Origin of the sequence: Gemmatimonas aurantiaca, assembly GCF_037190085.1 — a bacterium.
In the GTDB taxonomy this organism is placed as follows: Bacteria; Gemmatimonadota; Gemmatimonadetes; order Gemmatimonadales; family Gemmatimonadaceae; genus Gemmatimonas; species Gemmatimonas aurantiaca_A.
Window position 1 is genome coordinate 14,434 of sequence record NZ_JBBCJO010000010.1, and the last position, 12,349, is coordinate 26,782.

Consider the following 12,349-nt stretch of genomic DNA (forward strand, 5'->3'; position numbering starts at 1 on the left):
TCTTACGGTCCCTTCGCCGGCGTGATGACGATATTGCGGTATTCCACCGCCGTGTGATCGCCCTGCAGGTAGATCGGCCCTGGTGCGCCTTCGTTGCTGTCGAGCGCGCCGCCGGTGATGCCCGGAATGGTCTGATCGGCAATGACGGTCTTGCCGTTGAGCACCACCGTCACGCGCCGCCCGATGAGCGTGATGTCGTAGGTCTGCCAGACACCCGGTCCCTTCGAAGCGTTTTCATTGGCGGTGAGAAAGCCGTACACGCCGCCGAGGTGCACCGGCGTGGGTTCGAGGTCCCCGTTGTCCTCCACCTGCACTTCGTACCGCCCGCGCAGATACACGCCGCTGTTGCCACCCTTCGGATAGCGGAATTCGAGGTGCAGCTTGAAGTCGGTGAAGTGCTGCTTCGTGGCGAGATTGGCGCCCGGCCGGCGGTTGGTGAGCACACCATCCACGATGGCCCACTGACTGGTGCCACCGAGTGGCGTCCAGGCGTCCATCGACCGGCCATCGAAGAGCGTGATGGCCGTGCCCCAGGTGGGCGTGCCGGTGCGGCGCAGCAAGGGCGCGCGCACGCCGGTGAACCGATGTGTATCGCCGCGGGGTGTCACGAAGGTGCCGGTGAGCCGATCGTCCGCGAAGGTGGCTTCCACGCGCAGGTCGTTGGGCTCCGGTTCCCATTGTGGCGGAATCGCAAACCGCAGGGTGTTGTCGACGAATTCCACCTTCGAAATGGGGCGGGCGCTGCCGCCGCTGCCCACGAAACGTCCCACGAGCGTACGGATGCCCGACTGACTCACTTCGAGCCACGAGGGATAACTCCCGTTGGGCCCCTGCACGGTGAGATCCCATCGGCCGATGACCGGGGCGCCCGACTGCGCGCCGAGTCGCTGAGACCCCGTGAGCGGTGCCGCGATCAGCAGCGCGCCCATCACGGCAGCTCGGATGGACAACGGCACGGACGGCACATGGGCCATGATGCGGATCCTCGGGAAGATGGGGTTGGTCGAACGCCGCGTGATCTCCTATTGTTGAAGATGCCGGCAGAATGTGAAGGACACCACTGGCCGGTACCCGTCTCACGCACCACGTTCCCGCCATGCGTCGCATCTCACTGACATCCGGCCTCTGTGTTGCCCTGCTGCTGCTCACCGCCTGCAAGGACGAGCAGACGAAGGTCGCGGAAGCCGCCGCCAAGTCGATCGCTTCGGCAAGAATGCTGGGGCCCGACGACCTGCAGGTTCTGAGCATGGACCGCACGGTCGGCCTCGAAGTGGTCGGCGACTCCGTGCACGTCTTCCTGCCCAACAGCGTGATCCACGTGCCGGCCACGCACATTCAGAATGTCAAATACGCCGACAACCGTCTGCGCTTCGATATCGAAGGGATCGGCATGAAGGTGTTCGAGGTGGGCGATGGCCGGGAGGGCGCCGTGTTCAATCAGGCCGATGCGCTGCGGTTCGTGACCGTGGTGCTGCGCCGGCAGATGGAGATGGAGACGCGCTGACGCGGCGACACGTCCCGGAAAGCACGGTATATCGCCCTACGAACTGCAGGACAGCATCGAGCAGCCCGCTTTGTGTCTGGCCCATTCGGGGCGCCGCTCGGCGAGATGTGCGTGTTCGGGTTGTTCGTCGTACGGTCGACGCAGTACGTCGAGCAGCAGATGCACCTGTGACGGATCGCCGGCCGTCGCCGCATCGATGGCCTGCTGCGCGATGTAGTTGCGAAGCACGAACCAGGGATTGACCGCGTGCATGGCGTGGCGGCGCGCGGTGGCATCGGGGCGCTGGCGTTGTACCACGGCATACCAGCGCCGCAGCCACCCCGAGAGGGCGGCGGCTTCCGCGTCGCGTCGGGCCGGATCGTAGAACACGTCGCCCAGCAGCGCCACCGCCGATGTGCTGGATGTGTTCCCCGAGGTGTCACGCGATGCTTCGTGTGATGCTTCGTCGGGTACGGCGGCGATCCCGCCGAGTGCGCGGAAGAAACGGGTGAAATCGATCTCGGCGCGCTGCAGCAGTTCGAACGCCTCGGTGATGAGCGCCGCCTCGTCGGGGCCATGGCGGAGAAAGCCGAACTTCGCGGCCTGCATGGCTTCGTGCTCCTCGAGAAACACGTTGCCGTAGTGATCGAGTCCGGCTTGCAGCGGCGTGACATCGGGGAACAGCGGCGCCACGGCGTCGGCCAGGCGCATCAGATTCCATTGTGCCACCGCCGGTTGCTGCGAATAACGGTACCGGCGTCCCTGCGCATCCGTGGTGTTGGGCGTCCAGTGCGGATCGAAGTCGTCCAGCCATCCGTACGGGCCGTAGTCGATCGTGAGCCCGAGAATGGACATGTTGTCGGTGTTCATGACGCCGTGCACGAACCCCACGCGCATCCAGTGCACCATCAGCCGCGCCGTACGCTCGCACACCTCGTGAAACCAGGCGGCCCGTCGCGCCGCGGGATCACCCTCGAGATGCGGAAAATCCCGGGCGATGGTGAAATCGACGAGCCGTTCCAGCAACGCGAGATCGTGCCGCGCGGTGAAGATCTCGAAGTTGCCGAACCGCACGAACGATGGCGCCACGCGACAGACCACCGCACCGGGCTCGGGGCCGGGATTGCCGTTGTAGAACATGTCCCGCACCACCGCCTCTCCCGTCGTCACCAGCGACAGCGCGCGCGTGGTGGGGATGCCCAGGTGATGCATGGCCTCGCTGCAGAGAAACTCCCGGATGGATGAGCGCAACACCGCCCGTCCGTCCGCCGTGCGTGAATAGGGCGTGGGGCCGGCGCCCTTGAGCTGCAGCTCCCAGCGTTCGCCGGCCGCGTTCACCACTTCACCGAGTGAGATGGCGCGTCCGTCTCCCAACTGCCCCGCCCAGTGTCCGAACTGGTGACCGCCGTAGCAGGCCGCCCACGGTTGCATGCCCTCCAGCAGCGCATTGCCGCCAAAAACCGCCGCGAACTCCGGCGACGCGGTCTGTTCCAGCGAGAATCCGAGCCGCTCAGCCATGTCGAGCGACACCGCGAGCAGGCGCGGGGCCTGCACCGGCGTGGGCATGACGGCACTCCAGGCGGCACCCAGCACTTGTCGCCGCTGGTTCCGCGAATCAGGATCACCGGGGAGCTCTTCGACGAAGCGATTGTCGAAATGCAGCGTCTTCACCTGGGCGTTCACGAAAAGGTCTTCACGAGTACGTCTTTACGAGTACGTCTCCACAACGGGAAAACTGGACAGATGGTCAAGAGGATCAAGACGATGACCCCCGCACGGACGCGGTCGGCAGCCCTGGGGATCACGGTGGCGGCGGCGCTGATGGCTGCCTGCGGCGGAGGTGACACGCCCGGGCAGCATGCCGACTCGGCGGTGAAGACCGGACCGACGATCACGATCGCGTCGATTGCACCGGCCACCTATACCGGGACCCTTCCGTGCGCCGATTGTTCCGGACTCCTCACCACCCTCTCCGTCTGGCCGGACAGCGTCTACCGGCTGCGGGAAACGTACGATGGCAAGAGCAAGACGCCCTTCGTGCGCACGGGGCGCTGGCAGTTCGATGGACGGACGCTGACGCTGGAAGCCGACACCGGCGTGGTGGGCCGCTGGTCCCTGGTGCACGGGGACACCCTGCGCATGCTCGACCTGGCCGGCAACCCCATCGACAGTCCGCTGCCGATGCATCTGACACGCACCGATGCCCTGGATGCCGTCAGTGACATGGCCACCTTCGTGGGCACGTTCGTCTACTGGGCGGATGCGCCCACCTTCCGCGAGTGTGCCACGGGTCAGACCGTTCCCGTGGTCATGAAGGGCGACTACAAGGCGCTCGAGCGGGCGTACACGGCGGCGAAGCTGCCGACGGGCAGCGGGCAGCAGGTGGAAGTCCGTGGACGCTTCGTCCCCCGTCCGGCCGACATGGAAGGCTCCGCGCGGGATGCGTTCGAGGTCACGAAATACGTCGGGCCATCGGCCAACGGGAACTGTCGCTGACCGTCGACGATACAAGAAAGGACCATGGACAACATCGATCGTTCCAACGCCAGCGCCAACCTCAGCGCGGATACGGCGGCCACCGCGCGGTATGCGAAGCCGTCCCGCGAAGAGCTTGCCAGCACGCTCACTCCCGAGCAGTACGCCATCACGCAGCAGTGCGGCACCGAGCCGCCATTCCGCAACGCGTACTGGGATCATCATGAAGCCGGACTGTATGTCGACGTGGTGAGCGGTGAGCCGCTGTTTGCCTCGGTGCACAAGTTCGATTCCGGCACGGGCTGGCCGAGTTTCACGACACCGGTGGCTTCCAACGTCACGGCACACGAGGATACGGCGTACGGCATGCGCCGCATCGAGGTGCGCTCCAGACACGGCGACTCCCACCTCGGCCACGTCTTTCCCGATGGACCGCGTGAAGCCGGCGGCCTGCGGTACTGCATCAACTCCGCGTCGCTGCGTTTCGTGCCGTTGGCGGCACTCGAGCAGGAAGGCTATGGCGAGTTCCTGCCCCTGTTCGCCGGAGAACAGGGCGGGGAACGGAAGGACGGCGGCGCACACGGCGGTGCTCATGGCGGCTGACGCAGCGCCCGACAACGGGGTCGTCCGTCCGGAAGAAGTGGCCATTCTCGCCGGCGGCTGCTTCTGGGGGATGGAAGAGTTGCTGCGCGCCATTCCCGGCGTGCTGGACACCGACGTGGGGTACACGGGAGGCTGGCTCGAACATCCCACGTATCACGACACGCACGACAGCAAGAGCGGTCATGCGGAGAGTGTGCGTATCGTGTTCGATCCGACCGTGCTGAGTTACGAGACGCTGCTGGAAGACTGGTTCTTCCGCATGCACGATCCCACGACGGCCAATCGTCAGGGCAACGACATCGGCACGCAGTACCGAAGCGCGATCTTCTACACCACCGAGGCGCAGCGCGAAACGGCGGAACGCGTGAAGGCGCGGGTGCAGTCCAGTGGACTCTGGGCAAAACCGATCGTGACGGAGATCGTGCCCGAAGCCCGGTGGTGGAGCGCCGAGGGCTATCACCAGGATTATCTGCGGAAGAATCCTGGGGGGTACAGTTGTCACTACATGCGGTGACGCGTTGCGGGTGGTGGGTTCAGAGGTGAACTGCCGGGCAACGGGTCACGGGTCTCGTGACCCACGACCCTGTTGTTCGCCCCCAAACCCATCACTCACAACTCGCGACCGCTGTTCCGCCGTATCCTCAGCGCTCCACTCGGACATTTTGCCACTGCGCTCTCGATCTCGGCGTCCGTTGCACCCGATGTGTCGATCCACGGCTTGCGTTTCGGATTGAAGACGACGCCAAGGGCGCGTACGCAGTTGCCGCTGTGCCAGCAGCGTCCCTGACGCCATTCCACGGTGAGCTGCTGCGCCGGATATTCCCGCGTCAGTTCGTGCAGGGCCGCGAAGCGCTCCAGATGTCTGGACCACCCTTCCACGTGCACCTGGCGGAGCACTTCGCGTCGCGATGCGGGAAGCGCGGTCCATCCGGCATGCTCGATGTGCACGATGGACCCGTCGGGTGTGGCCTCGCACGACCAGCGCACGGTGGTCGACGCGTCCCAGTCGTCATCGGCCCAGGAGAACTCGATCAGGTGTCCGGGCTCGTGGTGCCTCACGGTTCCCGACGTGATCACCTCGCGATCGCTGTCGTCGCGCCACACCTCCCGTAGTGCGCCGCCCGGCTGCGGATCGAGTGAGACATGCGGACCCCACCACTTGGCGATGCCTTTGGGCGAGATGAGCAATGCCCAGGCCTCCGCGGGAGGCGCGGCCACCGGCATGCTGAGGCGGAAGCGGTCGGAATGGTGCTCGAGGTGCATGAGCGGGCGTTCCGGGGCGAGGGCGGGGGTTGGGTGAACGGTCGGGTTGAGAGTCGCGGGTTTGCAGTGTGGCGGTGAACAATCGGGTCACGGGTCACGAGACCTGCGTCCCGTGACCCGGTGTGACCCGGTTGTTCACCCCCGAACTGCAAACCCGGAACTCACTACCCCTTCTTCGCGATCAACTCGATCTCGACCGCCGCCCCGAGCGGCAGCCCGGCCACCGCCACCGTCGTGCGCGACGGATACGGCGCCGTGAAGCGCGTCCCGTACGCCCCATTCATGGCCGCGAAGTTTGCCATATCGGTGAGATAGACGTTGCACTTGATCACATCGTCCATCGTCAGCCCGGCGTCTTCCACCACGGCTTGCAGGTTGTCGAACACCCGATGGGTCTGGGCGGCGACATCACCGTCGATGAGTTTGCCAGTGGTCGGGTCGATGGGCGTCTGGCCGGAGCAGTACAGCAGATCACCCGCCCAGGTGGCGTGCGAATAGGGGCCGATGGCCTGAGGGCCGCGCGGGCTGAAGGCGGTCGAGCGGGACATGAGGGAGGGGGGAGGAGAGATGAAAGGCAGAGCCGGAGGCGTATCGCCGGCCGGCGCGTCGCCAACCCGTATATCGCCAACCGGAGTATCGCCAACCGGCGTAACCGCGACGATCATCGGAATGATCGTCGGAAGGAAGATACCGCACGGACCTGCCGATACTATCCATGATGTCCCACCCCGACCATTCAGCCGCCGCAACCGACCCCATGCCCGTCAGGCAGCGCCTGTCGCGCATTCTCGAAGGGGCCGATTTTCCGGCGCTGTCCAAGCAGATCATCGACACGCTGTCGGCGCTCGATGACGACGCGCATTCCCTGCAGCGTCTCGCGAACGTGGTCCTGCGGGAATACAGTCTGACCCTGTCGGTGGTGCGCACCGCCAACAGCGTGCACTACCGGCGCGGTGCCCGCGCGATCCAGAGCGCGACCCATGCCATGATGATGCTGGGCGCCCGCACCGTGCGGCAGTTGGCGGGCAGTCTGCTGCTGTTCGAGAACTACGCGCGCAAGTCGCCCGAGTTGAAGGAGCTGATGCTGCTGTCGCTGCTCACCGCCAACCATGCGCGGGCCGCGGCCACCCGGCTGCAGTTGCAGGATCCCGAAGAAGCGCATCTCTGCGGCATGTTCCGCAATCTCGGGGAAGTGCTGGTGGCCGGACATTTCCCCGAGGATTACACACGCATTCGTGCGCTCATGGCCGACGGGGCCCACAGCGAGAGTGCGGCCACGCGCATCGTGCTGGGGTTTCCCTTTGCCGATCTCGGGGTGGAAGTCTCACGTCATTGGGGCATGCCCGACAGCGTCGTGCAGGGGATCCGTGCACGCGCGACCGCTTCGGCATCCCTGTCGGCGGCGGTGACGTCGTTCAGTCACGATCTCACCCAGGCCCTGTATCGGCTGGACGGACACACCGGCGACGGCCCGCATGCCGTGGAGGCGGTGATCGAACAGCATGGCGCGCGCGTGAAGCTCACACGGGAACAGATCGGCGGGATCGTCACCGACGCGATGGAGGAAACGCGCGAGTTGTTCGTGAATCCGCAGATCGCCACCGACCGGTTGCGGTTCCGTCAGCTCACCACCGCTGCCCGTGGGGCACTGGGCGAGAGTGTCACGGCGCGTGATGATGACACCCCGACCGCGACGGGGCCGGCTGGGGTGATCGCGTTGCGGGTGCGGTTGCGGCAGGAAGTGGAGGAAAAAGTGGACGTGGCCTCGGGCGCCGGTGTGGGCGAAGTCCTGCTGCTCGCGCTCGAAGCCGTGATGCGCGGCGGGCCGTTCGATCGGGTGCTGGCCTGTCTCTTCACGCCCGATCGGCTGCGTCTGGTCGCGCGTGCCGGACTGGGCGACGGCGTCGAAGCGCTGCTCGCGCAATTCGATTTCCCCGTGTCGGTGCGCGGCGGTCCCATCGTCACGCTCACCCAGCAACGGCAGGCCGTGTATCTCCCGGCCGATCGTGCGTTGACCACGGTGGAATTGCGGTGGGTGCAGTCGATGGGCCTCACCCAGTTCGGTGTGTTCCCGCTGGTGGTCCTCGGCAAGATCGTGGGCTGCATCTATTGCGATCGCATGGGAACCGCCGAGGTGCCGGATCGGGCGACGGTACGGTATGCGAAGTCCATCGCCGATCTGGTGGTGGATGCCATCGGGAGGCGGCGGGGGAGCTGACGCGGTGGGTTGGTTCTACCGCGCCACTCGCGCCTCCGGCTGTCCGCCCGGATGCCATGTCGGTTTGTCACCGTCAGCGAGAAGCCGCACGGCCCGGGCGGTGGCGCCGATCACCCGCGCCATGTGTGCCACGTTCACGATGCCCGCTTCGTCCTTCGGGTGGTGATACGGCGTGGCCAGATTGAACGACGACAGCGAGTGCGCCGGAATGCCGATGCGTGCAAATGCCGCATTGTCGCTGCGGGTGAAAAAGCTCTGACCGGGACGTGGATCGGGCATGAGCGGAATGCCGTTGTCTGCCAGCAGGTCACCCAGCGTGGAGCGCTCGTAGCCGGTGAGCCAGGCGCGTCCGAATCCCCCGGTCAGAGAATCGGGATGTGCGATCATCTCGATGTTGAGATCGACGACCGTTTTTTCGAGTGGCAGCAGGGGATGCTGCAGATACCAGCGGGTGCCGAGTCCGCCCACTTCTTCGCCGGTGATGGACACGAAGAGGATGGTGCGTTTGGGGCGCGGGCCGTTCTGCAGGGCGCGTGCGATTTCGAGCAGCGCCACGTTGCCCGACGCATCGTCGTCGGCGCCGTTGTTGATGGAGTCACCGTCCACCGGCCGGCCGATGCCGATGTGATCGTAGTGCGCGGTGACCAGCACGACTTCGTCGCGCAGCACCGGGTCACTGCCTCGAATGACACCGGCAATGTTCTGCGTGCGGAGCCGCTGATCGGCAGGCAGCGCATTCCAGGCCGCCCACGATTCCACGGGTGCCGGACGCACACGGCCAGTCGTGTTGGGGCCCTGCGCGGTGCGCAGCGGGATGTGCTGGCGATACGTGCCCGAATCGCCGGCTGGGGCGAGGCCCGCGGCTTTGTATTCCCGTTCCAGCCAGCGCGCGGCACGCTCCATACCCGGTGAACCGGTGAGGCGACCTTCCATGCTGTCGGCAGCGAGAATGCCGATGGCGCGACGCACCCGGGCGGTGTCGATACGATCCACCCACTTCGCGGCGGCGCTGGTGCTGGCGGCGGTTGCCACACGCGGCTGCGCTTCGGCGACCATCGCCAACCACTGCCGGTTCGGACTCACGGCCAGTCGCGAAATGCGCGCCAGATGCGCAAAGCCGAAATCCCCCACCGTGCGCCATGCATTGCGACCGGTGTCGCTGCCGCGTGTCCATTGCAGCAGTTTCGTGTCCTGCCCGGCGAGGAGCGTGGTGCTGTCCACCCACGTCACGTCTTCCGTGCCTTCGGGCAGCGCGACGAGCGTGTCGATGCGATCGCTGCTCACGTCGAGCCGCATGACATGCCAGGGTTGTGCGCCTTTCTGCACGAAACTCACGAAGCGTGTGCCGGGAATGCGATGCAGCGAGCGGCCGATGTCGCGTGCCAGTGTGCGCGACGGTCCCGTTGTTCCGCCGGTGCGCCGCGTGTGCGTGACCTGCAAGGTGGCGGGGCTGCCCAGCACGAAGGTCACCCAGGTGGAGTCGTCGGGTTGTGCGAAGTAACCCACCGGCTTGAGGTCCGGAAGAATGACCGACGGTGCGCCGCTTCCCAGCGGCAGGCGCCAGAGTCGCTGCGTGGAGTCCGCTTCCACGCGAATCACGGCCAGGGCCGCCGTGTCGCCGAGCATGGGGGCGGCCGAGTATTCACTTTCGGGGACCGTACGCCGCACGGGCGCGGTGAGCCCGGTGGAGAGATCGAGGCGCCAGATGTCGGTGTGCCCGTCGCCCAGATTGGCGGTATAGAAGAGCGCGCGGCTGTCGGGCGCGAACATGGGCTGGTTGTCGTAGCCCGCGCGTCGCGTGAGGTTGGCCGGTACGCCGACCCGCACCGTATCTCCCCGCATGGTGAGCGGCACCAGGTACACCTCGGCGTCGGGCGACGGCGTGCTGGTGCGGGGGACACCGCGCTGGGCGTGACTGGCGGGTGCCAGGAAGGTGCTGGCCAACGTGGCGGTGGCCAGGCCGGCGACGAGGGCGGCAGTGGGCGTATGGCGCATGGAGACGGCGAGGGAATGATGCGTGGCCGGCGGCGAGTCAGCGCAGGCTCATCATGTGATCCCTGATGTTGCGTGCATCGTTCGTGTCCCACAACTGCCGGCGAGTGCTGAAGGGTGTCGGCGCACGATGCGCCGAGTCGTGATGGGTTCCTCGTGTGTTCCCGCGCGGTTCACCGCCCCTTCCGAAACCACCGCGCCGCCAGAATCCCGCCCAGGAATCCTCCCAGGTGTGCCTGCCAACTGATGCCCGCCTGGCCCGGCGCGATGCCGAGCACGAGGCCGCCCCAGAGCGCGGCCGTCACGAGGCTGAGCAGAATGCTCGCCACACTGCGTGAGTAGACACCCGCCAGCAGTAGAAATCCGAGATAGCCGAAGATCACGCCGCTCGCGCCGATGTGCACCGAGCCCGGGGCACCGAGGGTCCACGCGAACAGGCCGGCACCGAGCATCGAGAACAGCGTCACCGGCAGGAAATGGCGCGCATCACGCAGCATCACCATCCAGCCCAGGGCCACGAACGGCACGGTGTTGGCGATGAGATGCTGCAGGTTGGCATGCAGAAAAGGCGCGAACAGAATGCCGCGCAATCCGGTGACCGTGCGCGGCACGATGCCGTATTGCATGAGTGCGCCGCCGAGCATGCCGTTCGCCACGAAGGTGAGCCAGAATGCACCCAGCGTGGTGCCGAGCGTCGAGATCTGGGTCTTGAGCGAACGGGAAACCGGGAGCGCACGCGAACGGGCGGTGCGGGCGATGGGTGCCTTGGCCATTCACAAAATGTAGAGGGGCGGGATCATGTGGGCGATGTCGCTGCCCGAACGGTATCTTCGCCTCATGACTCCGAGTTCCACCCCCGGCCCGACCGCGGTGCGGTACGACGACGATGCGATGTTCTCCCGCATCGCACGCCGCCTGCTGCCACTGCTCTTTCTCTGTTACATCGTCGCCTATCTCGATCGTGTGAACGTCGGCTTCGCCAAGCTGCAGATGGCGGCGGAGCTCGAATGGTCCGATGCGATCTACGGTTTCGGAGCCGGTATCTTCTTCCTCGGCTACTTCTTCTTCGAAGTGCCGAGCAATCTGCTGCTCGAACGGTTCGGCGCGCGGCGCTGGATCGCCCGCATCATGATCAGCTGGGGCATCATCTCGAGCGCGTTCGCCTTCGTGGATCGCATTCCGTGGGGACCACTGCCGGGATGGTTCGGTGTGGAGGCCGACGCGTTCGGTTTTTACGCGCTGCGTCTGCTGCTCGGTGTGGCCGAAGCGGGGTTCTTCCCGGGGATCATTCTCTATCTCACCTACTGGTTTCCCGCCGCACGCCGCGCGCGCACCGTGGCGTGGTTCATGACGGCCATCGCCGTGGCCAATGTCGTGGGCGGCCCGCTGTCGGGCTTCATCATGAACATCTTCGATGGCTCGGGCGCGTGGAGCGGATGGCGCTGGCTGTTCGTGATCGAAGGCATTCCGTCGATACTCATGGGGGTGGCCGTCCTGCGCTGGCTGCCCGACGGTCCCCGACAGGCACGCTGGCTGTCGCCCCGCGATTGTGAACTGGTGGAACATCGGCTCGAGGCCGACCGCGCCGCCCGTGCGGCCAGCACCCTGGTGCAGGGCAAGGAGGCTTCACACGCCGGCCACGATCCGGCCACGGTGAAAGCCGCCATGACCGATCGACGCGTGTGGGCGCTGGCGTTCGTGTATTTCGCGGGGACGGTCTCGCTCTATGGCGTGAATTTCTGGATGCCCACCATCATCCAGGAGCTCGGGATCGATCGTACGGCGTATTTCGAGATCGGTCTGCTGTCGATGATTCCCTGGAGCATTGCCGGGCTCGCGATGGTCTGGGCGGGCGCACACTCCGATCGCACGGGTGAGCGGCGGTGGCATGTGGCTGGCGCTCTGGGGCTGACGGCAACCGGTCTGGCAGTGCTTTCGCTGGTGGGACACGCCATCATCCCCTCGCTGTTCGGTCTCGTGCTCGTGGCCAGTGGTGTGCTGGCGTTTTTCGCGACCTTCTGGTCGCTCCCCACCGCCTTTCTGCAGCGGTCCGCGGCGGCGGCCGGTATCGCCTGGATCAACAGCATCGGCAACCTCGGCGGGCATTTCGGACCTGATCTCATCGGCCGTGTGCGCGCGGCAACGGGCGGGACGACGGGCGCCTTTCTCGCACTGGGCACACTGGCGGTGCTCGGTGCGATGGTGACGCTGACAGTGACCAAACCCTCCACGGTACGCTCGACCCCGCTGTAGCGTCAGTTCAGCATGCGCGCAGTCGCTGTGCTACGCTCATGGGAACAAAGTCCGCGAAAGAA

General features: G+C 66.0%; 12 protein-coding genes. 6 read left to right on the forward strand and 6 right to left on the reverse strand.

Annotated elements, in window-relative coordinates; genetic code table 11:
• Window positions 1-2: 2 nt before the first annotated feature.
• The gene (locus tag WG208_RS12330) at window positions 3-974 is read right to left on the reverse strand and encodes a DUF1080 domain-containing protein (RefSeq protein WP_337171663.1); all 972 of its coding nucleotides are present in this window, start codon (window positions 972-974) and stop codon (window positions 3-5) included.
• A 122-nt stretch (window positions 975-1,096) separates the two neighbouring features.
• Between WG208_RS12330 and WG208_RS12335 the strand changes: the two genes are divergently transcribed.
• Window positions 1,097-1,504, forward strand: coding sequence for a hypothetical protein (locus WG208_RS12335; protein WP_337171664.1), 408 nt, complete (start codon window positions 1,097-1,099; stop codon window positions 1,502-1,504).
• 36 nt (window positions 1,505-1,540) lie between these two features.
• Here the strand turns inward: WG208_RS12335 and WG208_RS12340 are convergent, their stop codons facing one another.
• Window positions 1,541-3,154, reverse strand: coding sequence for a YdiU family protein (locus WG208_RS12340; protein WP_345787000.1), 1,614 nt, complete (start codon window positions 3,152-3,154; stop codon window positions 1,541-1,543).
• A 93-nt stretch (window positions 3,155-3,247) separates the two neighbouring features.
• On the opposite strand from WG208_RS12340, the gene WG208_RS12345 reads away from it, so the two are divergent.
• From WG208_RS12345 to msrA, 3 genes are read left to right on the forward strand one after another with little or no spacing between them, the layout of a single operon-like run.
• On the forward strand, window positions 3,248-3,979 hold the full coding sequence (locus WG208_RS12345) for a copper resistance protein NlpE N-terminal domain-containing protein (RefSeq protein ID WP_337171666.1): 732 nt from the start codon (window positions 3,248-3,250) through the stop codon (window positions 3,977-3,979).
• Between the two features lie 24 nt (window positions 3,980-4,003).
• Complete coding sequence (gene msrB / locus WG208_RS12350; RefSeq protein WP_337171667.1) at window positions 4,004-4,561, forward strand: peptide-methionine (R)-S-oxide reductase MsrB; 558 nt, start codon at window positions 4,004-4,006, stop codon at window positions 4,559-4,561.
• Window positions 4,551-5,075 (forward strand): peptide-methionine (S)-S-oxide reductase MsrA, encoded by a 525-nt coding sequence (msrA, locus tag WG208_RS12355; RefSeq protein WP_337171668.1) that lies wholly within the window; start codon window positions 4,551-4,553, stop codon window positions 5,073-5,075. Before msrB ends, msrA begins: the two co-directional genes overlap by 11 nt.
• A gap of 95 nt (window positions 5,076-5,170) precedes the next feature.
• Here msrA and WG208_RS12360 read toward each other — a convergent pair whose 3' ends face one another.
• Window positions 5,171-5,824 carry a (4Fe-4S)-binding protein gene (locus WG208_RS12360; protein WP_337171669.1) on the reverse strand — a complete coding sequence of 218 codons (654 nt, stop codon included), beginning with the start codon at window positions 5,822-5,824 and terminating at the stop codon, window positions 5,171-5,173.
• Window positions 5,825-5,988: 164 nt separating this feature from the next.
• Window positions 5,989-6,372 carry a Rid family detoxifying hydrolase gene (locus WG208_RS12365; protein WP_337171670.1) on the reverse strand — a complete coding sequence of 128 codons (384 nt, stop codon included), beginning with the start codon at window positions 6,370-6,372 and terminating at the stop codon, window positions 5,989-5,991.
• A gap of 209 nt (window positions 6,373-6,581) precedes the next feature.
• Here WG208_RS12365 and WG208_RS12370 point away from each other — a divergent pair, with 209 nt between their 5' ends.
• Window positions 6,582-8,042 (forward strand): HDOD domain-containing protein, encoded by a 1,461-nt coding sequence (locus tag WG208_RS12370; protein WP_337171671.1) that lies wholly within the window; start codon window positions 6,582-6,584, stop codon window positions 8,040-8,042.
• A gap of 15 nt (window positions 8,043-8,057) precedes the next feature.
• On the opposite strand, the gene WG208_RS12375 is transcribed toward WG208_RS12370, so the two are convergent.
• Together WG208_RS12375 and WG208_RS12380 are read right to left on the reverse strand one after the other, a co-directional pair.
• The gene (locus tag WG208_RS12375) at window positions 8,058-10,037 is read right to left on the reverse strand and encodes a M20/M25/M40 family metallo-hydrolase (protein ID WP_337171672.1); all 1,980 of its coding nucleotides are present in this window, start codon (window positions 10,035-10,037) and stop codon (window positions 8,058-8,060) included.
• 170 nt (window positions 10,038-10,207) lie between these two features.
• The gene (locus WG208_RS12380) at window positions 10,208-10,807 is read right to left on the reverse strand and encodes a rhomboid family intramembrane serine protease (RefSeq protein ID WP_337171673.1); all 600 of its coding nucleotides are present in this window, start codon (window positions 10,805-10,807) and stop codon (window positions 10,208-10,210) included.
• Window positions 10,808-10,871: 64 nt separating this feature from the next.
• On the opposite strand from WG208_RS12380, the gene WG208_RS12385 reads away from it, so the two are divergent.
• Window positions 10,872-12,287, forward strand: a complete 1,416-nt coding sequence (locus WG208_RS12385; protein WP_337171674.1) for an MFS transporter — start codon at window positions 10,872-10,874, stop codon at window positions 12,285-12,287.
• The last annotated feature ends 62 nt before the right edge of the window (window positions 12,288-12,349 follow it).

Excerpts from the sequence above, each read along its gene's own strand:
- WG208_RS12330 (WP_337171663.1), bottom strand. The coding sequence starts at position 974 with ATGGCCCATGTGCCGTCCGTGCCGTTGTCCATCCGAGCTGCCGTGATG.
- WG208_RS12335 (WP_337171664.1), top strand. The coding sequence starts at position 1,097 with ATGCGTCGCATCTCACTGACATCCGGCCTCTGTGTTGCCCTGCTGCTG.
- WG208_RS12345 (WP_337171666.1), top strand. The coding sequence starts at position 3,248 with ATGACCCCCGCACGGACGCGGTCGGCAGCCCTGGGGATCACGGTGGCG.
- msrB (WP_337171667.1), top strand. The coding sequence starts at position 4,004 with ATGGACAACATCGATCGTTCCAACGCCAGCGCCAACCTCAGCGCGGAT.
- msrA (WP_337171668.1), top strand. The coding sequence starts at position 4,551 with ATGGCGGCTGACGCAGCGCCCGACAACGGGGTCGTCCGTCCGGAAGAA.
- WG208_RS12360 (WP_337171669.1), bottom strand. The coding sequence starts at position 5,824 with ATGCACCTCGAGCACCATTCCGACCGCTTCCGCCTCAGCATGCCGGTG.
- WG208_RS12365 (WP_337171670.1), bottom strand. The coding sequence starts at position 6,372 with ATGTCCCGCTCGACCGCCTTCAGCCCGCGCGGCCCTCAGGCCATCGGC.
- WG208_RS12370 (WP_337171671.1), top strand. The coding sequence starts at position 6,582 with ATGCCCGTCAGGCAGCGCCTGTCGCGCATTCTCGAAGGGGCCGATTTT.
- WG208_RS12375 (WP_337171672.1), bottom strand. The coding sequence starts at position 10,037 with ATGCGCCATACGCCCACTGCCGCCCTCGTCGCCGGCCTGGCCACCGCC.
- WG208_RS12380 (WP_337171673.1), bottom strand. The coding sequence starts at position 10,807 with ATGGCCAAGGCACCCATCGCCCGCACCGCCCGTTCGCGTGCGCTCCCG.
- WG208_RS12385 (WP_337171674.1), top strand. The coding sequence starts at position 10,872 with ATGACTCCGAGTTCCACCCCCGGCCCGACCGCGGTGCGGTACGACGAC.